This is a genomic window from Tardiphaga sp., assembly GCF_041424195.1.
In the GTDB taxonomy this organism is placed as follows: domain Bacteria; phylum Pseudomonadota; class Alphaproteobacteria; order Rhizobiales; family Xanthobacteraceae; genus Tardiphaga.
Map to the genome: position 1 here is coordinate 1 of NZ_JBGMOE010000016.1, position 21,263 is coordinate 21,263.

The 21,263-nt window shown below is 61.1% G+C and carries 15 protein-coding genes and 1 pseudogene; 7 read left to right on the top strand and 9 right to left on the bottom strand.

Annotated elements, in window-relative coordinates; genetic code table 11:
• A partial coding sequence (locus ACEK02_RS02445) for a hypothetical protein (protein ID WP_371420219.1) occupies positions 1-435 on the bottom strand: 435 nt, incomplete at its 3' end.
• A gap of 212 nt (positions 436-647) precedes the next feature.
• Here ACEK02_RS02445 and ACEK02_RS02450 point away from each other — a divergent pair.
• Positions 648-1,886 (top strand): hypothetical protein, encoded by a 1,239-nt coding sequence (locus ACEK02_RS02450; RefSeq protein ID WP_371420220.1) that lies wholly within the window; start codon positions 648-650, stop codon positions 1,884-1,886.
• A gap of 56 nt (positions 1,887-1,942) precedes the next feature.
• Here ACEK02_RS02450 and ACEK02_RS02455 read toward each other — a convergent pair whose 3' ends face one another.
• The 6 genes from ACEK02_RS02455 to ACEK02_RS02480 form a co-directional block, all read right to left on the bottom strand.
• Positions 1,943-2,446, bottom strand: coding sequence for a PIN domain-containing protein (locus ACEK02_RS02455; RefSeq protein WP_371420221.1), 504 nt, complete (start codon positions 2,444-2,446; stop codon positions 1,943-1,945).
• A complete protein-coding gene (locus ACEK02_RS02460; protein ID WP_371420222.1) occupies positions 2,443-4,959 on the bottom strand; it encodes an N-6 DNA methylase in 2,517 nt (838 codons plus the stop codon). The genes ACEK02_RS02455 and ACEK02_RS02460 overlap by 4 nt, the downstream gene beginning before the upstream one ends.
• On the bottom strand, positions 4,959-5,297 hold the full coding sequence (locus ACEK02_RS02465; RefSeq protein ID WP_371420223.1) for a hypothetical protein: 339 nt from the start codon (positions 5,295-5,297) through the stop codon (positions 4,959-4,961). The genes ACEK02_RS02460 and ACEK02_RS02465 overlap by 1 nt, the downstream gene beginning before the upstream one ends.
• A 328-nt stretch (positions 5,298-5,625) precedes the next feature.
• Positions 5,626-6,723, bottom strand: a complete 1,098-nt coding sequence (locus tag ACEK02_RS02470; RefSeq protein WP_371420224.1) for a hypothetical protein — start codon at positions 6,721-6,723, stop codon at positions 5,626-5,628.
• On the bottom strand, positions 6,720-10,784 hold the full coding sequence (locus tag ACEK02_RS02475) for a hypothetical protein (RefSeq protein ID WP_371420225.1): 4,065 nt from the start codon (positions 10,782-10,784) through the stop codon (positions 6,720-6,722). Before ACEK02_RS02475 ends, ACEK02_RS02470 begins: the two co-directional genes overlap by 4 nt.
• Before the next feature lie 2 nt (positions 10,785-10,786).
• Positions 10,787-11,311 carry a hypothetical protein gene (locus ACEK02_RS02480; RefSeq protein WP_371420226.1) on the bottom strand — a complete coding sequence of 175 codons (525 nt, stop codon included), beginning with the start codon at positions 11,309-11,311 and terminating at the stop codon, positions 10,787-10,789.
• A gap of 303 nt (positions 11,312-11,614) precedes the next feature.
• On the opposite strand from ACEK02_RS02480, the gene ACEK02_RS02485 reads away from it, so the two are divergent.
• From ACEK02_RS02485 to ACEK02_RS02505, 5 genes are all read left to right on the top strand, one after another.
• Positions 11,615-12,811 carry an ATP-binding protein gene (locus tag ACEK02_RS02485; protein ID WP_371420227.1) on the top strand — a complete coding sequence of 399 codons (1,197 nt, stop codon included), beginning with the start codon at positions 11,615-11,617 and terminating at the stop codon, positions 12,809-12,811.
• A 2-nt stretch (positions 12,812-12,813) separates the two neighbouring features.
• Positions 12,814-13,923 (top strand): exonuclease SbcCD subunit D, encoded by a 1,110-nt coding sequence (locus tag ACEK02_RS02490; RefSeq protein ID WP_371420228.1) that lies wholly within the window; start codon positions 12,814-12,816, stop codon positions 13,921-13,923.
• A 620-nt stretch (positions 13,924-14,543) separates the two neighbouring features.
• On the top strand, positions 14,544-16,553 hold the full coding sequence (locus ACEK02_RS02495) for an ATP-binding protein (protein WP_371420229.1): 2,010 nt from the start codon (positions 14,544-14,546) through the stop codon (positions 16,551-16,553).
• Entirely contained in the window at positions 16,553-17,803 is a 1,251-nt protein-coding gene (locus ACEK02_RS02500) for a hypothetical protein (RefSeq protein WP_371420230.1), read from the top strand. Before ACEK02_RS02495 ends, ACEK02_RS02500 begins: the two co-directional genes overlap by 1 nt.
• Before the next feature lie 12 nt (positions 17,804-17,815).
• The gene (locus ACEK02_RS02505) at positions 17,816-19,546 is read left to right on the top strand and encodes an ATP-binding protein (protein WP_371420231.1); all 1,731 of its coding nucleotides are present in this window, start codon (positions 17,816-17,818) and stop codon (positions 19,544-19,546) included.
• A 120-nt stretch (positions 19,547-19,666) separates the two neighbouring features.
• On the opposite strand, the pseudogene ACEK02_RS02510 reads toward ACEK02_RS02505, so the two are convergent.
• A pseudogene (locus tag ACEK02_RS02510) lies at positions 19,667-20,268 on the bottom strand (IS3 family transposase); the annotation flags it as partial.
• Here ACEK02_RS02510 and ACEK02_RS02515 point away from each other — a divergent pair.
• Entirely contained in the window at positions 20,235-20,474 is a 240-nt protein-coding gene (locus ACEK02_RS02515; RefSeq protein ID WP_371420232.1) for a hypothetical protein, read from the top strand. The pseudogene ACEK02_RS02510 and the gene ACEK02_RS02515 overlap by 34 nt on opposite strands.
• 167 nt (positions 20,475-20,641) lie before the next feature.
• Here ACEK02_RS02515 and ACEK02_RS02520 read toward each other — a convergent pair.
• On the bottom strand, positions 20,642-21,263 hold a 622-nt coding region (locus ACEK02_RS02520; protein WP_371420233.1), incomplete at its 5' end, for an FTR1 family protein.

Below are 21,263 nucleotides of genomic sequence, written 5' to 3' on the forward strand. Positions count from 1 at the left end.
CTTGAGCATGGCGGCAATCCGATCGGCGACAGAGCGCAGGGAAGGGGAGGGGTAGGGGGCTTGTGCCTCGATCCGCGCCTGCCGCCACGCTGGACCGAAATAGGCCAGGTCGCCGCCTGCCCAGACTTCGGCTTCGGATCGATCATCCAGCACAGTGCGCAAGACGTTAAGCGTCGCGCGCGCCAACGGCCCCTTGTCGCTAACGCTCGCCTCGATCGCGAGATGAAACACCGCTGCCACAGAGACGGGATCGTTCAACCCCTCAGAGGCGCGGGGAGGGGGTGTACGACCGCAAATCCAGTTCTGCAGATGACGGACGTCGATAGGCGCACCCGCAAGGCCGGCGAGCTGCGCTGCACCCTGCAGCCGCGCACGGGCCAGCCAGATGTCGGCCCATGGGCTGTTCTGTAGTCGTCCATCCAGTCGGCCGAGCATAAGCATTGCCGGCCCGATGGGGGCGTCGGTAGAGGGGGAGGGCACCATCGAGGCGACTTTATCCCAACCTAAGAGGAAACCAAACGCCCATGTTTGTTTCCCCATACAATAGGGTCTGATAATAAACATGTGATAATTGCAGTTATCGCATAAGCGAAATTGACCTCTTGTTATAAAGTGGGCTACCAGTGCGCTGAGGAGTGTGACGCGTTATGAGCACCGAAACCGCCCGGAAAGTGCCGAAAACCGCTGTTGCGGCGCTCGAGGCTGCTTTGCCGGCCGTCAGGGCCCCGGTCGACCTTGCGTGGACGATCGTACAGATGCGAGCCGGCGAACGCATCACGGTCAACGAAGCGCTGATCACGGCGTATCAGGCCGCTTCGTCGCCCCACAGCATCCGCGCCGTGAAATCTGACGTTGAGGCGTTCGACGCCTGGTGCCGCCGCACCAACCGGATCGCGCTGCCGGCGTCGGCCGAAACCGTCGCTGATTATCTCGACGCGCGGGCAGGGAAGGGGAGCAAGCCTGCCTCGCTCGGTCGATACAAGGCGTCCATCGCCAAGATCCACCAGCTCCTCGACCTCAAGGATCCGACGCCGGCACCCCTGGTGAAGCTTCGGCTCGCAGCGGTGCGACGGGAGAAGGGCACAGCGCAGAAGCAGGCGCGACCTTTGCGGTTCAAGGGCCCCGTGCGCGACGTCGAGCGCGATCGGCCACGCGGTCTCAATATCCGCGCGTTGCTTGGGAGCTGCGGCGATGATCTGCCGGGGTTGCGCGATCGGGCGTTGCTCTCGGCCGCCTATGACACCGGGCTGCGCGCGTCCGAACTGGTGGCGGTAGCCATCGAGCACATCGAGGGGGCGATCGATCCGGAAGCGCGGCTGCTGCAGATCCTGCGCAGCAAGGGCGATCAGGACGGGGAGGGGGCGACCGCCTATCTCAGCCCGAGAACTGTCGCAGCGATCGGCGCCTGGACCGAGGCGGCCGGGATCACGGCAGGGCCGCTGTTCCGTCGGGTGCAGGTGCGGCGCTACAAGGCCCGTACGGCAGTGCGGGGCCGGCCGATTGATAGCATCTCGGGCCGCGAGACCTGGGATCTGCGTAAGACGCTCTCCAAGCCCGCCGTCAAGGCGCGGATCGAATATGACATCGGCACCCTGGCGCTGCATCCGGGATCGATCGGGCCAATCTTCCGGTCCATCATCCAGCGGGCGTTCGATCTCGGGGCGCTGCCCGATCTCACTGCCGAGGATCTGGCTCGGCTGCTGAAAGGAATCAGCGCGCACTCGACGCGGATCGGGCTGAACCAGGACCTGTTCGCGAGCGGCGAGGATTTGGCCGGGATCATGGATGCGTTGCGGTGGAAGTCACCTCGTATGCCGCTTGCTTACAACCGCAATCTCGCTGCTGAGCAGGGAGCGGCCGGGAGGCTCATGGCCAAATTAGGATAATAGAGTGACAAATCGCACGGAAAATATACACTGCCGTGTCGCTGCCACTAATGTCGCTAGATAAGCAGCAGCTGAACCGCAGGATCGGCCTGTGCAATGCGGCGGATACCGTGATCGGCCGTGACGAGTATCAGGTCATGCTCGCGCGCTTGGGCGCATATCCAAAGATCGTTCTCGTCAACCTGAAGATGTTGGCCCGTAGCCTTGTCGACCCAATTCTCTACCCAGCGTGGCCTGTCCTTACGCATCCACTTCGCGAGATATGTCTTTGCGAGGTTGGCTTTCAGCTCAGCATAGTTCGAGGCCGTGTGGCGCGTAACGTCGAGCACCGCGCCCGCCGACGCGCGGGTCAGCGTTTGCGTTAGTTGGGTGGGATCCTTGCCCGTAAACGCCACAATCAGTTCACGGCCAAATTGCAACTCGGCCAGAGCCACGCATGATACGTACTTTAGGGCGTTGTCCGGCAAGGACTGCACTATGGCGACTGCAGCCGAATGATGGGCGTGATCTGTCGATAGCAGTGCAGACAGCGTGTTTGTCTCGAACAGATAGCCCTTCAACGCGCTTCGACGTCATCCAACGCCTCCCTCAGAAGTATCGCTTCTTCCTTGGGGAGCGGCCTGAACGTATCGGAGATCCAACTTCCGCCGGCGCGCGCAGCCGAAAGGTGCGCCTTGCTAAAGCGGGTTGGGACAAGCGCCAGCGTGCCGGCTGGCCATGATTGCCAAGGCTGGATTGTTGGCCGTTGCGCGCCATGAAAATAGGCTAGCACTGCCCATTCGAGCTTGGGCGGAAGGTCGAAGGCCCGCATCACCAATCCATCGATCTCGTCGAGCAAACTTTGCAAGTCAGCCGCTGAGTCGGACGTGAATAAGTCGGATGGTGACTGTGCAGCTTTGCAATAGCGATCGACCAGATCGTCGAGTCCCACCGGAAAGATGTGTGGCATCGGAACAGCGCGCACCGCTGACACACGAATTCTGTCGGGAGGAGAATGAGTCGAGATGAAGGCTGCGCCGAGTGGACTATTGAGAATCGCGGCAAGCGCTTGCAGGGACGGCGCGCCGGGCTTCCTCCAGATCCCAAACAGTTGCTGCGAGGCGACAATGCCGGTCCGATCAATCGCTGCGGCCAGCGCCCAAGGGCCGCGGCTAACGCGCGCAGCATTGGCGAGGATCTTGGGTTCCGACCAAGGGAGATTGATCGCCTTGTACATCAGGCGCTCGGGTCGGGCGTCGAGCCATACCGGGGCGCCCGTCGTGGCGAACATTCGCATTGCCCCGCTTGCGTGAATGCCGGGAACGAAACCGGGCTGCGCATGATTACGGACCGCCGCAGCCTGGGCTGACCGCCACTCGATGCCGCGGTGTACCGCCGCGATTTCGCCCAACGTGTCCGCAGACTGAAGATACGACCAGACATCCGCCAGCTCTTCGATCCAAAGATCTCCGGTTCCCGCAAGCGGGCGGGTCTGCTCTCGCACCACGCTCAGCTGTCCTGTCGAAAGGAACGCGTCGCGCTCGCGCTCGCTCACAACGGCGCAGCGGATGCTCGTCCTAGCCGGCTCGGCTGCCGGGTCGCGCGGCGCCCGCGCGATGAGCAGCGACGATCGAATGACCGAGGCATTGAACGTTCTGTCGGGCAACGACACGAGCTCGACCTCGGCGTACATTTGCTCAATTCTGCGCCGCTGCGCGGCATATTGCTTGCCTCGGAGGAACGGCTCGGGAAGAACGAAACCTATTGCGAGCGGCTTTGCATCAAGGACAGCGTTCAACACCGCGATTGGCTTGGCCGCTGAACGTCTGAAGGCCTCTGGATAGCGAATCCGCTCGTCGGCCGTAAAAGATTCAAACGGGGGATTGCAAATGATCACGTTGGAGATTTTCGAACGCGCAGCAAGATAGTCGTCCGCAAACAGATCCGCCTGGCCGATCTTCCATCCGTTGGCGTTGGGATAATCGGCGAGGATGAGTGATAGGGTCGCCACCTCAACCGCGAAGGCATCGATCTCGTCACCGGCGAGGCGTTGAACCAGGAACTGGTGCTTTGCCTTGTCTGACCAATGCACCGGCAAAAGATCGCGTACGTGGCGCAGCGCCGCCACGAGCAAAACGCCGGCGCCTGTAAACGGCTCGTAAATCCGCAGATCTTCGACATCGTGCTTCCACAGCTGCAAATTGGCCACGACATGCTCGGCCACTTGGCGGGGTGTGCTATGCGTGCCGAAATGCTTGCGCGTTTCGGGTGTGACAAGTGTCTGTTCGTAAACGAATGCCAGGTCGTCGGCGGAAATGTTCCTGAAACTTAAGCCATCGCGCAAACGGCGCCATGCCTGCTCGAAGCCGACCATGAGGCCTGGGGGCCCTTCAGCAAGCGATGGCAGCCTGTAATAGGCTGAGATGACGTCGAGCACCGAGGCGATATCGTCAGGGTTCCAGTGCCGCGAGATTTCATGACCGCGGTCAGACAGGATTTTCGCTGCAAGCAGCCGAAAGGTCGCTTGGAACAGGGCGCGATGGCTTCGATCGCCAGGCGCAAGGCCCGCTGCGGTCACCGCGTCGTTCAGAACGCTTTCAATTGCGCGGTCTAGTTTCCCGTGAACCTGCCCCTCGATCGCCGGCATCAAGCCTGCGTCGACGAAGTCGAGCTGATATTCCGGGGCAACGTGGCCGATCGACTTGGCGCGATGGATAGCGAGTGGAGTCCAGTTGTCACGGTTCTGGTCGAACAGGGCGGCGAGTTCGGATAGCGCGGCCCGTACGATCATTCGCGGGGGAGCGGCGGATCGCATCTGCCATGCGGTCACTTCGTCCCCAGCGATCGAGAAGATCAGCGGCGCGCCAAGCGCGCGGTAGTCGGCTACGGCGTTGAGATCTGATGAGCCGACATCGATCACCGCCATCGCGGCATTGCGGTAGGAGGGCGGCGTCTGCGTGAATGCTGCGAGATGCACCGTGCGATCACGGGGGTCGATGGCTAGTACATCCGAAAAGACGTAATCATCAAAGATTGCGCCCGGCGCGAAGCCGAGACTTTCAAATGCTTTCCTGAAAGGGGTTAGCTGCTCCATCAGGAACCGCCTCCCGCTAAGCGACGCTCGGGATCAATGGATGTTAGCGGGAAGCGCAGAACATGCTGGCCATCGCCGCGCTGCTCGCCCCGGAGCCATTCGTCAAGACTGGCCAAGATCGGCCGGCAAGCGACTCGAAGATCAACGACACCCGTTCGGGGCGACTGGGTTTCGGCAACCAAGCTCAATGTACCAGCGCGGAGATCCATGATGAGCAGCGAGCGCTCCAGCAAGGGCCAGGCGGTCTGGTTGGTGAGGTCGAAGAGAGCAGGGGCAACAGGCCCCAAAGCGCTGATCCGAACGCCAGCACCGTCGACGATCGTCTTGACGATGGCCAAGGCAAGCAGATCCGCCAGCGAAAAACATGGCGTGTAACCGCTGCGCCCGTTCAACGGCGCAAGCGCGCTACGCCACCCTCGAAACGTGTCCTGAGAGAGCTGGAGCGCCTCGCGTACTTGGCCCGGGGTTAATTTCAAGTTCGGAGTACCACACGTTTGGTTTGGGGTTAACCCCAAGATGGAGGTCCAGTATTGCGTTGGCAAGGATTTCCTTCGGGGCGCAACGCTTATCGCGTTCACGGTGGCCGGATCGAGAAGAACAGGTCGTTTTAGGGTAAACGTGGATCTCAGGGCTGAATCAGGGTAGAATGCCGATCCCTGCCGTCCATTAATCGGCCTGCTCTCCCTCAAGCACGGGGCGCCGGGGAAGAGACGGGACGCGGGGCCTTTGGGCGTCGCGCGGAAGAAAATCCTCGTAATTTGGTTGCATCAGAAAGCGCCACAGCGGCATGCGGCCAAGTCCTTCGCTGGCGCGAAGCGCGCTAAACCACTCGGCTTGAACGGGTGCGTTGATGTCGGTGATCTCGCCGTCTGATATGGTTCGCTGCGCGAAGTGGCGGGAGAACATCCGGCTGAGGCTGCCGGCCATCTCAAATCCTTGATAGCTCATTTCTGGTGGATTGCTCTCGAATTCGATCGCAACGAGCCGTCTTCCTTCGATGATCGCGCGAGCGGCAGGGGTTTCCCAATCGCTGTAGTTCATGACAGTCCACGCGATTTGCTGATCGTGTGGGTGTAGGAGTTCCTTGCCGTCGCAGAACAGTTGCGACTTGCCGATTGTCACCAGCACCTGTTCATCCTCGTCGATGTCACTGGTTCGCGCCGGGTCCATTGTGAGGCGCAGGACAAGCGGGGCCTGCAACCCGAGGCTCTGGTCGCCGATTGCCGCCAGTTCATTTACTTTGACCGCGGTCATCATGTCGAGTGTGAGTTCCTGGTCGCCTGGCGCCAGCTGTTCGGGATCTACCAGCGTCCAGATGGCCCAACGTGCCCAGAAAACCGCCAGCTTGAGCGTCCCACCTGTTGCTTGCGCGTAGTTGGTCAAGGCGCGGCGATAGTCCCGAGTGAGGATCCGGCGACGCTGACGAAACGCGTTCTTCACATAGACGTTCTTGACTTCGACCAGCCAGTTGGATCCGTCCTTGAGCACAATCCGAAAGTCGGGCGCCTGCATCGGCAAAGCAGTCTGCAGCGGGCCTGTGTCCTCTGATTTGATCATGACGACCTCGCCAAGGCTCGTGACCAAATTCTCGAACATAGCCTCAGCGCGGAGGCCCTGGAGCAAGATTGGATCCGACAGCGCTCGCTTCATCGAGTCGTCGACATGTAGGCCGAAGGCCGACGGCATCCCAGGATCGTTCAGCGATAGTCCCTGGCTCACCCCAAACCGAGAAACCTCACGGAGCAGATCGAACGGCTTCTTCACGCCTTAGCCTCTTTCGGGTTGAGCCAGCGGAGCACTTCGTTGCAAATCGCCGGATCGCCCAAGTCCTTTACCAACGCATCCTCCGCCGCTTTGGCGGGGCCAGTCCTGAGCCAGGCCACAGCGGTATGACCCGTCGGGAGGAGCGCTTCCAGTTCAGCTGAAAGGCCAGGCCGGTCGTCGCGAGTGAGCCAGATAGCCAGCAGGACCAGAACGCGTCGTTTGGAGCTGGCGGCCAACACTTGAGCGAACTCGAGCACAAATTGATCTGAACCACGGTGGCCGACGACTAGCACGAGAGCTGCCGCTACACTCGGCATCCGCGTTGCGGCCGTCTCCACGTCGATCGCTGAGACCACGGTCGGGTCGAGGCTCTCGGACTTGAATACGAGCGCGTGGGCCGCCGCTCGCCTTACCGCTTGTCGGCCCGGGGCGCAGGCGCGTTCCAACAGCCGTTTTTGCATCGGCTTTCCGCCATGCGTTACGAGTAGTTGAAAGATGTCGTAGCGAAGCTTGGGGTCGGTGGTATCAATCGCAAGCGCGTCGAGCCGCTCAAGGTCGCCCTCGGGAAGGGTGCTCAGGGCTGCCAAGGCCGCGAGCGCTTGATGCGCGATGGGGAAATGATCGTCTTCTTCGTAGCGGCGATGGGAGTTTGACCACTCATCATGAGCAAGCGTCATTAGCGTTGGGACATGGTCGAGATGCGGCTTCGATACCAGGAGGGCAACGAGCGACTTTCGGACCGGGCTTCCTTCAGCCTTTGCGAACTCCAGCAATCCTTGGGGGAGCGGTCCGGGAAGAGGTTCCCCGATTGCCCCTAGGGCTGGTGCGACAACATCGGCGAACATATGGTCGAGCGCATTCTCGACGATCGGAGTGAGACCTAGCGCAATCGCCGCCGCAATTGCTTCGGCACACGGATGCGTGTCCTCCCAACTCACTCTCGCGCCTGCAAGCGTGGCCTCGATGTCTGGTCCGACCCCGCTCCTTAATGTCGCATATTGCTTGATCCGCACGCGCCGAACCTCTGGGCGCGTCGCCGGCGTGGCTGACAGCAATGCGGCCGCCGACGGCGGAAGTGGGATCACGTTGGTCGTGTTGCTACGTAGCGCGCGCGCCGCCTGCGCGATTGCCGCATAGTCAGCTGGCAACAGGTCTTTGGCCGCTTTGGCTATGCCCTCTTCACGTCGGCGATTGTCATCGTCGAACTCGGGAAACTCGTCGTCCTTCGTTCGCTGAGCGAGGATGTAACCTAGGTCGATCGCGACCTCGATTGCGCGCTCCAGCTCGTCGGCCCCGAGAAGGTCGCCGACGATTCGCGGAAAGAGGTCTCGATGGTGGGTAATGAGGCAGGCGAGCGCCGAGACCCTGACATCCCTGTCGTCGTGCCCTGAGCGTACCCTTTGGATCAGTCGGTCATGATAGGCCTCGTCCCATTGGATCCGCAGGACATGCCAAATCGCATCCTCGTGCTCCTCCCCACGCACGATCGAATAGGCGCCTGCAATCTCTGCGGCACTGGGTGGCGCGCCATCTCGTGCGGAGTTCATGAGGGAGCGCATCCAGTCCGGGCGCAAAGCTTCAGCATGGGGGTGCTGGGCCAGGCTTTGCCAGCCTTTGACCGCGCGCACCCGATCGACATAGGCTCGAACTAGTTCCTGGGCCGTATGCCCGTCACCTTGATCGGCCATGTGCTCAACATACTCATCCGAGTAGACGCTGTTGATGTAGGCAAGGCGCTCCTTACGGTCGCTCTCTGGGTCGCTCGATACGGGGGCAAGCTCTGCAACTGCCGCATCGAGGATAGATTCGAAGCCAGCGAGATCGCGTAGAGCCCCTTCGGCAAGCGTGTCGACGACCGGATCATACCCGTTGCGCACAATACCGGCAGTCGCCTCAAGATAGACCGGCGTCAGATCGGGAGCGAATCGTTCGAGGTCTGCGACAAGCTCGCGGCCGTATCCCGTCCGATCGTTTGGGAGCATTTCGCGAACGAAGCGGGTCGCGATCGTCGGCGTCTGCGCCGCATCACGCATGCGATCATACCAGCCCTGATCGTGCAGCGGCGAACTCCAGTGCATCAGGTTGGCAAAGGTCCTGTCAGGCCGATGGCTGATATATCGACCGAACTCCGCGCCGATTGACGCTTCTGACCCGACCGCAGCGGCTATCCTCAGATGGTCCGGAATGCGCGTCGCAGGATCCGAGAACTGCTGGTCAATCCAGACGTCGATTGCTTTCTGCGCTGCCGGCTTCGCGGAGACGGTAAGCTCGGGAAAACGACGGAGGGCCTCCAGAATGCGGGCCGCCATCCCTGAACCCCATGCTGCGCCCGGACTGTTGGGATCGGTCAGCACATCGATAAGCGCTCTCAGGGCGAGGACTGCGGGAACGGGAGCTGCTTTCAGCGCCGCCAAGATCCCGGCTTCGACACGTGGATGGTAGTAGGTTGCGTCACCTTCACCGACGCGCAGGTTCCGCGCGGCAGCGAAGAAATCGATCAGCGGTTGGACTCCCCTCTCGAAACGAGGGTTGCGCTCCGCCAGGTCAACTTCGAGCGACCGGACGGCGCCGATCGAAAGCTTGTCGCTGGCCTTCAGCAGAGCCCAAACGACGGCTGCCGCGGCGACGTCGTCGCGCTCTCTGATCTGCTCGACGACGGTAAGTTCGATTGATTCCTCATGCGCCCGTTCCACCGCTGCCTTGATGAAGCCTTGTGGGTTTTTGGGGTCGGGGCGTCCGGAAGTGCGCAGTGCATCAAAATATTTCTCGATCTCGAGCGGCGACGCGAGCTCTTCGAGGACCTGCTTCTCCGCTCCGGAGGCAAGCAGCTGCACGTCGCGAGGCAGGGTGTCTATCCGGGTCCGATATAGTTTGCTGCGTTCCTTGGGCCCGTAATGCTCGACCTCGAGCGGTACCAGCCATGGTTCAACCGTCTGTAGCGCACCCGACGAAACACCGACGTCGCGGCGGGTGGTAACGACGATCCGGCGATCATGGGTCGCATTGGAGAGAAAGCGTGCGAGCTGATCATTCCATGGACGACTGGCTGGATCGAAGTCGAACCGCCCCCAAGGATCCTCGATATCGTAAAGAACGGGCGGGTCGGTCTTGTCGTCGCGAAGCTGCTGCGGTCCGTGCCGGATCGGAACCCGTGTCATGCCGGGATTATCGGCACGCAATTCCGCGTACAGCTTGCTCGTCGCCAGCGTTTTGCCCGTACCCGATTGGCATATGATGAGCGCTGCGTACCGGGGCGATCCCATCGCTTCTCGCAGCGTTGCCCAGTTCTGGGGGAACACATAATTTTCCAGCTGCGGTGATGTCGCAAGATAGCCATCGTGTTCGCGGATCACGTGCGCGAGCTCGTCGCGCCGCCAATGGCCCCCGCCGACCCGCCGCATGCGCATTCGGGCTTCTTCTCGCAGTTTTTTGAGGCATTCGATCCAACGAGAGTAGGGAACGCCGAAGCGTTCGATCAGCAATCGTTTGATCTCGCCGACGAGCTTGTCCTCATCCATGTTGGCAATGATGCCAATCCGGCCGGCCGCCCTGGCTGGAAGTTTGGTCATCGTCGAGGTTGGCATCCCGGTTGGCTTCGGCCAGCTTCCAGCGCGGGCGACGCGCAGCCCACGGGTCTCTCCGTTGAGTCCGGCGCTCGTGATGAGGAGATATCGAACATCCGGCGCCGCAAGCCGGCGCGCGGCCGATAGTCGGTTCACTCCGCCATGTTTCAAAAGGGCATTGATGCCGGCAACGGTCCAGGCATCTCCGCTGCGGAGCTTGGCCTGAACGACGAGCCTGTAGCCATCTGCCGAAACGTTCGTTGCCAGCCGACCGGGCTCCGTTTCGGTGAGGTCCGCCTCAATATCCTCTTCGGTCGCGGGCTCGAGTTCGATTGATTGCGCGATCTTGTTGGCGAGCATGAGGTCGAGACCAAGCCAAAGCGACACGTCGACCTGATAGTCGTAGCCGGCGAGCGAGTGCGCGCCTGATCCGGCGGCATCATTCTCGCCATCTTCAATTTGGCCGGAATCGTCGGGTTGCGGTGATTCCGGGATCATGATCAATGCCCCCCGATACCGTCACCCGCGCTGCGGAACGCGTCGATCCGCCGTGTCACCGACGATTTTAGCGCTTCGGCAACGGCCGCGATCGGGGTCGGATTGTCAGCTTCATCAATGCCGTTGGTGTAGATGTGGCCCTCCCAGACACCATCGACAAACACGCCGTCGAGGCCTGAACCAATGCCGTCCCAATTTGCCGCAGCGACCGCAAACCCATCATCAGGATGGATGCGGCGTGCATCCAAGCGCGGCAGCGAGAACGGGACCGGTGCCCCGTGGAACTGCATGGTGCCAGCGGAACGCAGCGTGATGCGCGCGCGCCATGCACCGTGCATATAGTCATGCGGCTGTTCGATGTGGATATTCACTTCATCCTCCAAAAGGTTACGTCGCGTGGCGACAAATTGATCAACGAGGCCGCGTAAGGTCGCAGCGGGGGTACGGCCGATGGCCGCGCAGACCTCGAAAAAATCGCGATGAAGCGATTCGCTTACCCGCGCCTTCAAAATCTCGGACTTTTCCATCTTCACACCTTGTAGGACACATTTTCTGATATTGTGGTCCCGCAATGATGTTTCAAGCCCAATCGGGAATGGAGATATAGACCTAGCACTCAGCGCTGCGTCACTGCTCGCGAAAGTGCAATTCTCACACTTCGTGGGAATTCGCCTGTTACAGCGAGTTGGTAAAGCGGGTCACAGCGGACGATTGATACCGATGTCGATCAAGGGGCCTTCCCGCAGCCGTAGGCTACGGCGGCTCAACCGACGTATAGAAAACTTAGGTAGTTCTATGCAAATGAGGTAGAACTGTATAAACGGCCTAGAATGGACCCACGCCGTAACCCCTTCGCGCCCGGTGCAGGCAGCCGACCGCCCGAGCTTGCCGGCCGGGAAGATGTCCTCGAGACGGTCGCCGTCGCGCTCGATCGCATTCGAAACGGCCGTCATGCGCAAAGTATGATCCTGCTGGGTCTGCGGGGGGTGGGGAAAACCGTTCTGCTCAATGCGATGCGCAGGGCAGCAGAAGGCGAGGGTATCTTGAGTGTGCCGATCGAGGCGCCCGAGGGCCAGTCATTGCCCGCCATGTTAGTCCCGGCGCTTCGGACCGCCATGCTGAAGCTCGATCGCGGCCAGGCTGCAATGACGCTGGCGAAACGCGGCCTGGGAGCGCTTGCGCGGTTCGTGAAAGCGTTCAAATTGAGTTACGGCGAGCTTGAGGCTTCGCTCGATCTCGGAGAAATAGGGGTGGCCGATAATGGCGACCTCGAAGCCGACCTGATCGATCTCATTGACTTGGCCGGAGCCGCAGCGGCCGAGCGTGGGACAGCGCTGGTGCTGTTCATCGACGAGCTGCAATATGTGCCAGAACGCGAGCTGGCGGCCCTGATCACGGCGCTCCACCGCGCTCGGCAAAACGATCGTCCGATCACGCTGGTGGCCGCCGGGCTCCCGCAGCTGGCCGGACAGATGGGCAAGGCCAAATCCTACGCCGAACGGTTGTTTCTGTTCACCAGCATCGGCCCGCTCGGCACCGACGCGGCGAGTGCAGCCATTGTCCATCCGATCGAGGCCGAGGATTGTGCGATCGAGGCCGATGCTGTCGCACAGATAATCGCGGTGACCGAGGGCTATCCCTATTTCCTGCAGGAATGGGGCAAGCAATGCTGGGATGCGGCAGACGCCTGTCCGATTACGGCGGCCGACGTCGAACTCGCGCATCCGACAGCGATCGCCGCGCTTGACGACAGTTTCTTCCGCGTCCGCTTTGACCGGCTAACGCCCTCGGAAAAGCGCTATCTGCGCGGCATGGCGGATCTGGGGGAGGGGCCTTTTGCCTCGACTGCCATCGCCGATCATATCGGCCGGAAGCCTTCCAGCTTCGGGCCGGTCCGCGCATCGCTAATCGCAAAGGGCATGATCTTCACGCCGGGCTATGGGGAGACGGCATTCACCGTGCCGATGTTCGGCGCGTTCATGCGTAGGGCTATGCCGGTCAGCGATATGAGGGCGGGGCAGGATTAATCATGAAGCTTATCCACACCGCCGACTGGCAGCTCGGTAAACCCTATGGGCGTTTCGACCCAGATGTGCGCGCCGCATTGTCCGAGGCCCGCTTCGACGCGATCGATGCCATCGGCATGACCGCGAGTTTGCACGGCGCCGATCACGTGCTGGTCGCCGGCGACGTGTTCGATACCGAAGGCCCCGAAGACCGCACGATCGTGCAGGCGATCTCGCGGATGGAGCGGCATCCGTGCCGCTGGTGGCTCCTTCCCGGCAACCACGATTTCGCGCGAAATGGCAGTCTCTGGGATCGGGTGCGGCTGCGCGCGGGCGACAGCATCACGATCCTCTCGGAGCCGCAGCCGCACGAGATCGAGGAAGGTGTCTGGCTGTTGCCGGCGCCGCTGACGCATCGACACAATCTCGAGGACCCAACCGAACTGTTCGACGGCATGGAGACGTCCGGCGCGCGCCTGCGCATCGGTGTCGCCCATGGTTCGATCCGCGATTTCGGTTCGCAGGGAGAAACCAAAAACCAGATCGCCCCCGACCGGGCGCGGCGATCGTCTCTCGACTATTTAGCGCTAGGAGACTGGCATGGCGCTTTGAAAGTTGATGCGCGTAGCTGGTACGCAGGCACGCCGGAAACCGATCGTTTCCAGCGCGACGAGCCTGGGCACGCCCTGCTGGTTGATGTGGATGTAGGGCGGGAACCGATCGTCACGCCGGTCCGCACCGGCCGATTCCAATGGATCAAACGCAGCTGGACTGTGAACGATCAGGCTGGCTTCGACGCGGAATGTGATAGGTTGCTGGGGTCGATCGACCCGCCAGCGACGCTCCTCGAGCTATCCCTTGCCGGTATAACCAGCCTCACCGATCGCGTGGCCATGCTCGGCCGGCTTGAGAACGATGTCAGCCACCGCGTGCGCTATGTCGACCTTCGCGCCGCCGACCTGGTCGGACGTCCCAGCGACGACGATCTTGCACAGCTTGCCGTGGAGGGAATGCTCGGGCTCGCCGCCGGAAAACTCTCCGCGCGCATCGAAACCGGTGCCGCGGACGCGGCCGTCGCAAAACGCGCGCTGGAGCGGCTGTTCGTCGAATATAGCCGGGAGGAGAAGGCATGAGCCTGCGCCTCAGACGGATCGCGGTCGACGGCTTCCGCAAGTTTCGCGAGCCGATGGCGATCGATGGCCTGACCGACGGCCTGAATATCGTGATCGAGCCGAACGAGACCGGCAAATCAACCTTGCTCGAAGCGCTGCGGGCTGCATTCTTCGTCCGCCATGGCACGAAGAATCAGCTCGCCCAATCCTTCGCACCCTACGGCGAAGCTGTTGGCCCGGAGATCCAGGTGTCATTCGAAGCCAACGGGGCGCCTTGGACCATCACCAAGCGGTTCCTGAGAGGCGCCGCGATCGAGATCACAGGGCCACGGGGGAAAGCACAGGGCGAAGATGCCGAAGCCCAGCTTCACGCGCTCCTCGGGTCCGTGCGCGACACCAGCCAGAAGGGCGATGCCGCGACCTATGGCGCGTTGGGTTTGCTGTGGGTGGCGCAAACGGACGCGCTCGCGGTCACCGGGCCTGGGCAGATTGTCCGCGATACGGTGAGATCGACGCTCGAAGCCGAGGTCGGCTCTATCATGGGAGGCCCCGCATACAAGCGTGTCCGAACCAGGATCGACGAGCAGTTCGGCCGATACTGGTCACCGACCGGTCAGAAGCGCGGCCGCCAGAATGAAGCAATGGAGCGGGTCGAGATCGCGGAGACCGCAGCCCGCGAAGCTGCTGAGAGGGCAGCGGGATTGGAGAAGACATTCTCCGAGCTGGAGACGGCGCGAGCCAGGCTGAAAGTCGTCCAGCGTGAAATCGCAGACGATACCGATGTACAGGCGCGGAAGGAGTTTGTTGCCTCGCTCGAGGTTGCGCGGGCGGCCGCGCAGATACTCGCCACTCGCCGCGCGGAACATGAGGCCGTCAGCGCCAAGGCGCGGGAACTGGCAGATCTCGCCGAGCGGCACCACATCGCCACGGAAGCGCGAGACAACGCCGGTCATGCTCTGGAACAGGCGCAGATGCGGAGGGCTGGCCACAGTGAGGGATTGGCCGGTGCCAAGTTGCGGCTTGTCGACGCGCGCGGTGCGCTCGATAGCGCGCGAACCGCGCGTCTGGACGCGCGGTCAGCGCTCAGCGCCGGAGAGGATCGCGCGCGGGCCATGCGTCGCAAGACCGGCATCGCGGCCGCGCGCAAACGGCATGCAGAGCTGATCGAGCTTGAACGGCTTCAGGTTGAGGCCAAAGCCCTCGTAGCAACCTTGATTTCAACGAAGGCGATCGCGCTGCTCGAGGCGAACGAGCGAGCGGTTGCCGAGGCTCGTGCGTTGCGGCGCGCCGGCGCGACGCGCATTGCGCTGTCGGGCGTAAGCGACGGCATCTTGATCAACGGCGAGCCGGTGAGCGTTGGCGAGCGGACCCTGACGGGCGAGACGCATATCCGTATGGGTAATGCCGAGCTGGTCGTCTTCCCGCCGGCCGGGGCGGCGAGTGCCGAGGAAGCATTGTCGTCGGCATTGAAGCGGCAGCAATCGGCACTCGATGATCTCGCACTTACAGATCTTGCGGAAGCGCGGGCGCGTAATGACACCGCCCGCGATGCGGCAAGTGAACTTCGGACGATCGCCGCGCGGATCGAGGCATCAACCCCGGCCGACGAACATGTGGGCCTCGCGGCCGGTGCCGCAGCGCTCAAGCTCTTTATCGTCGAGCTCGGGCACGATTCCGTAGCACCCGAAGGCGACGCTCCGAACATTGCAGCCCTTAGCAAAGCGATGGAGTCGGCCGACTCTGCGCTGGCGCGGGCCGAAGGCGCGCATGACAGCGCGGTTGATGCGCTGAGGCGCGCCGAGGAAGAGGATGCTCCGCTTGCCACCGCTGAGGCGCGAGCTGGAAGCGATCTCGCAAATGCCAAAGCCCAGATCGATACGATGGAGAGTCGGCCGGACTTTACGAGCCTAGCGGCAGATCTGCTGCGTGCGCGAGAGCAGTCGGCCGCGGCCGCCGTCAAATTGGAGGCAGCGACTCGGGACGCGGCGGCGCACGACACTGCAGTCATCACGCGAAAAATTGAGACGACCGATGCGCGGATTCGAGCAGCGGGGGACACGCGGACGAAGCTCGAGATGGAAATTGCCCGACTGGAAGGCACGGCGGAAAGCGAAGGCGGTAAGGGCTTGGCCGATCGGGAAGCGGCCGCTCACGAGGAGGCGGAGGCGGCCCGAGCTGCCTTGCAACGGATCGTCGACGAGGCCACCAGCCTGAAGCTGCTGCGCGAAATCCTCGACGAGGCGCGGGACGAAACATCCGCCAAGTTTGTCGGTCCCGTAGCGAAGCGGGCCAAACGGCATATCGAGCGGCTGCTACCAGGCTGCGATCTGTCTTTTTCGGAAGATCTGACGCTGGAAGCCGTCGTCCGAGGCGGGATCAGCGAGGGCTGCGGAGATCTCTCGCGTGGCACGCAGGAGCAACTGTCAGTCCTGACGCGGATCGCATTCGCGGACATGCTTCTTGAGCAGGGGCAGCCGGTTTCGTTGATCCTTGATGATCCGCTCGTCTACGCCGACGATGCGCGGCTCGACATGATGGTTGAGATACTGAGCGAGGCTGCCGAGCGGATGCAGGTCATTCTGCTGACCTGTCGTGATCGGGCATTTCGACATGTGCAGGCCACACGCCTCTCGCTGACCGGCGTCGTCTGATGACGGAAAACGACGCTCTCGAAGCTCTGCGCGAAGCAACGGCCACGATCCGTGGCTACATCTACCAGTTCGACGCAAGCATCCTGGCGGTGCTGGCCGCGACCAGTGGGCAGGAAGTGACGGTAGAGGGTGTAGAAGATTTTGATGTTCTCTCGAACGAGACGGACACCTACGGCCAAGTCAAATATTACGAGGCCCAGAAGCTCACGGACTCCACGCTGCGTGACGCGATAGTGCCGATGATCGAAGGTTTTCTGCGATATCCGGCGGTAGACCGGAACCGAAAGCGTTACATCCTGTACGGGCATTTCAAACAGGCACCCGAGGATGTTCCGGCGATCTTGCTTGGCGACCTGCAACGCATCCTCATCCAACGCCCGTACAAGGTCGACGACGCAACGGGCGAAAAAGCCAGAACCGTAGTGAACCTTCAAACGAAACTTGGCGCGTCCGATCAGGACCTTGTCGCGTTCTGCAACCAGTTTACTGTCGAACTCAGCGAGCCCTTCGATCAGCATCGTTTGCGGGTAATCGCCGAGCTCCGGACGGCGCTCGGCGTTACGAAGATCGAAGCCGAAAGTTTTAGCTATCCCTCAGCGCTCTCCGCGATGGCGGGCCTTTCGAGCGCGCGGGCGAAGCTCGACCGCACAACGACGCGAAAGGCATTCCTCCAGCAGATCCGCCCGAAAATGGCTCTCTACTCGGCCTGGGCCCTCCGGATGGAAGGGGAGATCGCCTACTGTCGAAAAATTCGCGAGCTGCACTTTGCTAGGCTCAATATCGACAGCCATGACCGTTTCTTTGTAATCAGCCTGCCCGATACTGACGGAATCGAGGAACTCCATAGTCTTGTGCAGCACATCATCAGCCGCTGGAGCAGCCACAAGATAAACAGCAAGCCCGACCGTGAGCGATACGCACCTATCTTTTTCTTGCCGGACCTCGATCCGCCGGTACTTGCTCAGCTCAAGCTTCGTCTGGTCGGTGACAGCCATAAGATATCGGATGGCTATGCGTTCAACGGAGCGCCGTTCACAACGGAGCATCTGATGCTCGCTCAGACGCGGCAATACCCGGTGTCGGCACGGTTCGTTATGGATCACGACCAGTTCAATGCGGCGCTGGCCGCATCGAAGCGCGGACGGCTGATCATCCAGCTTCATACTGGCGAGCCTCATTCTATCGACCCGGCGATCCAGCAGATTACGGTGCCAATCAACGCGGCCAGCATGGCCAAGAAAATCATATAGGGGAGAGTCCAGATGTCCGGGGAAGATGAGATCAATGCCGAAGTCGTGTCGGTTTTTCCGAACAAAGTTCGTATTGCCGTCGACAACCTTTCCTCATTCCAGATCGCCGAGCAGTCTCTGCGCGTCGGATCCTTCCTCAAGATTTCCGACAATGACGATGTTTCGCTCATCTGCATCATCGAAAACTTCTCGATCGAGATGCGGGAGAAGGCCGGCGACGCCAAGCGTGTCTACATGATTGAAGCCTACCCGCTCGGCACGCTATCTGCGGGTGTCTTCCGCCGTGGGGGCGATGAGCTTGCAATCCCGCCCAAGAAGGTCGTGCCCGCCACGAGATCCGAGATTGCCGCGATCTATGCCAACGCTTTCGAGGAAGATCAGCGCTGTTGTTTCTCCTCGCTTACCCGACAGCGGGACGTGAAAGTGCCGGTCCATGGCGACCGCTTTTTTAACAAACACATCGCGGTGGTGGGAGCGACCGGATCTGGAAAATCCTCCAGCGTGGCAACTATCCTGCAAGAGGCGACCTCAGCAAAGGCAAGCGAATATAGCGGGTTGAACAACTCGCATATCGTTATATTCGACATTCACGGCGAATATAAAGCAGCGTTTCCAAGCGCCAATTTGCTCTCGGCGGATGACATCGTCTTGCCCTATTGGTTGTTGAACGATGGCGAGATGGACGACATGTTCCTCGAGTCTGGCGACAGCAACAACTACAACCAGGAAGCTCTGCTTCGCTCAATAATTACACATTGCAAGGAGCTCGCAAATCCTGGCGCTACGAAGGTAAATTTTGACAGCCCATTGCGGTACGATATCGGGCACCTTCAGAACTGCTTTGCGAATCTCTCTCGGGAAACGAAAGATGCAAATGACCCGCTCACCATCGAGACCAAGGCTGGCGTGATCAAAACTTTCGCGGACGACCGCGAACGCCTAACGGCCTATGCAACGGATCGCGTCGATTTTGCGGCGAAGAAGACGGGCAAGATCAACAGCGGACCCTACGCGGACGGCACGATCGACAAATTCGTCCGCCGGATTGCGGCGAAAATCAGCAACTCCCGCCTCAACTTTATGTTTGGCGAGAAGGCCGCAGCGTCCAGCCTTGAAGACGTCCTTCGCCAAATTACCGGCTACGACAAAACCAGCAGCGCAAATGTCACCATCATCGATTTGAGCGGTATTCCCTTCGAGGTTCTTAGCATCACGGTTTCACTGGTAACTCGGCTCCTCTTTGACTTCGCCTATCATGCGCGCCGCGAGACTGGCACCTGCGCAGTTCCCTTTCTGCTAGTCTATGAAGAGGCGCACAAATACGCTCCACGCAGTGACCTCTCACGCTTTAAGGCATCCCTGAATTCAATCGAACGGATTGCCAAAGAAGGCCGCAAGTATGGCGTCAGTTTGATGATTTCGAGCCAACGACCGTCAGAGATATCGGAGACGATTTTCTCTCAGTGCAGCAATTTCCTAGCGATGCGCCTGACCAATCCCGACGATCAAGCATATGTCAAACGCCTGCTGCCGGATACACTCGGCAACCTGACGGCGGGATTGCCCGCGCTTGAGCAGGGAGAAGCTCTGCTGATCGGGGACGCAGTTGCGATGCCCTGCGTCGTTTACGTCAAACCCTGCTCTCCGCAGCCTTCGTCGAACGATATCCGGTACTACGAAATCTGGAAGAACCGGTGGTACGCCGCCGGCTTTCCGGGCAGTTTCGACCAATGGCTGAAGTAAAGCGGGCAGGTTCGAATGGATTTGACGTGACCCTCGCTTTTCATCACCGGCGACGAAAGACAGACCGTTATTTGAGGGTCCCCCGGTTTCTCATCCAACCTTAGGGTGAGTTTCCGGCGTTTATTCGACCGCCTTGGCGGCCGCGGCAGCAGCATATTCGACCGGCGTCAACCAGCCAAGCGACGTGTGAGGACGACTCTCGTTGTAGTCCCGTCGCCAAGCCTCGATCTTGGCTCGAGCGTCGGTGATGGACAGGAACCAATGTGCGTTTAGGCACTCGTCGCGAAGGCGACCGTTGAATGACTCTACGAAGGCATTGTCGGTCGGTTTACCCGGTCGACTGAAGTCCAACGTCACACCATTCTCGTATGCCCAGCGATCGAGCGTCTTCGAGATGAATTCCGGTCCATTGTCCACGCGAATGGTCTTGGGCGCGCCGCGGATCGACGAGATCCGTGCCATTGCCTCGACCACCTGCTCACCCCTGATCCCTTGGTCGACGTCAATCGCCAGTGCCTCGCGGGTGAAGGCATCGACTACGGTCAGCGCTCGTAAGCGCCGGCCGTCGAACAGCGCATCCGAGACGAAGTCCATCGACCACAACTCGTTCGCTGCCAGTGCCGCAGGTTGCCGTTCACGGTCCATCCTTCCCTGCGCAGCATGATGTAGATGCGAAAATAGCCATAGCGTGTCCGCGTTGGGCCTCGGCAGCGCAGCGGCGCTCGCCGGGCTGTTCATCGCTCAGGTAACGCTGGCGGTCGCTTGGCAGGGCGATGAAGCGCGAACCGTCGCAAGTCTCACATGGCTCGGCTGGGGCTATATCGGGCTCGCCCTGCTGATTTTTGTGCGCAACGCGAATGCATTTCCGCCACTTGTAAAATCGTTGTGGAGTTTCGGCCCCGATTCAGGCCGTGAAGACCTCAGATGACGCAGACTCGGCGGTTTCCATACGTCCTAGTCTATTGATTTTCGCAGGTGCTGGGGTGGCTTCGAGGCGCAAAAGCGCAAGGAGCAACGGTGCGGCCCGCTCCCCGTTTCGCTCCACCCCCGGAGCGGGGAGCTTGTTGCTAGGATAATATGTAAGAAAGCGCACCCTTAAGCAGCTTGCGGCCCACCAGCATGCCCGCGTCGGCGATTCCAAGCGAATCCGATCGCTAGAGCAACTGCCATCAGAAGCTGCGCCAAGACCGACTGCCAGGTTGGGAACAGGCCCAGCACGGATAGCCGGGGCACGTCCGCCAGAGGCGCTATGTCGATAATGCCCGCTTCCTGTAGCGCCGCAACGCCCTTGCCCGCGAGCACGACCGTCAGAATTGCCATCAGCCACGAGCTATAGCGAAAGAACTGAGTGATCGGCAGCGTCCGGCTGTAGCGAAGCATGGCCCAGGCGATCACCGCGAGCAGAAGGACGGCCGAGGCGGCGCCGGCGAGCAGCACGGGGCCGTTCCCTTGCGACCAGAGCGCCGCATAGAAGAGGATCGTCTCGAAGACTTCCCGATAGACGACCAGGAACGCCAGCCCGAACAGGAACCAGCCCGACCCGCCAGTCAGCGCGCGCGTCATTTTCTCGCGGATGTAGCGTTGCCACTGATCGGCTTGCGCCTTGCCGTGCATCCATATCCCGACCGAGAGCAGCACGATCGCGGCGAACAGCGACCCAAACCCTTCCGTCAGCTCCCGGCTCGCGCCGCTGATCCCGATCGCATAGGTGGCGACC

Bases quoted from the DNA above. Each gene is read 5' to 3' on its own strand.
- ACEK02_RS02475 (WP_371420225.1), bottom strand. From the start codon at position 10,784: ATGATCCCGGAATCACCGCAACCCGACGATTCCGGCCAAATTGAAGAT.
- ACEK02_RS02450 (WP_371420220.1), top strand. From the start codon at position 648: ATGAGCACCGAAACCGCCCGGAAAGTGCCGAAAACCGCTGTTGCGGCG.
- ACEK02_RS02505 (WP_371420231.1), top strand. From the start codon at position 17,816: ATGTCCGGGGAAGATGAGATCAATGCCGAAGTCGTGTCGGTTTTTCCG.
- ACEK02_RS02490 (WP_371420228.1), top strand. From the start codon at position 12,814: ATGAAGCTTATCCACACCGCCGACTGGCAGCTCGGTAAACCCTATGGG.
- ACEK02_RS02460 (WP_371420222.1), bottom strand. From the start codon at position 4,959: ATGGAGCAGCTAACCCCTTTCAGGAAAGCATTTGAAAGTCTCGGCTTC.
- ACEK02_RS02485 (WP_371420227.1), top strand. From the start codon at position 11,615: ATGGACCCACGCCGTAACCCCTTCGCGCCCGGTGCAGGCAGCCGACCG.
- ACEK02_RS02500 (WP_371420230.1), top strand. From the start codon at position 16,553: ATGACGGAAAACGACGCTCTCGAAGCTCTGCGCGAAGCAACGGCCACG.
- ACEK02_RS02480 (WP_371420226.1), bottom strand. From the start codon at position 11,311: ATGGAAAAGTCCGAGATTTTGAAGGCGCGGGTAAGCGAATCGCTTCAT.
- ACEK02_RS02495 (WP_371420229.1), top strand. From the start codon at position 14,544: ATGGAGCGGGTCGAGATCGCGGAGACCGCAGCCCGCGAAGCTGCTGAG.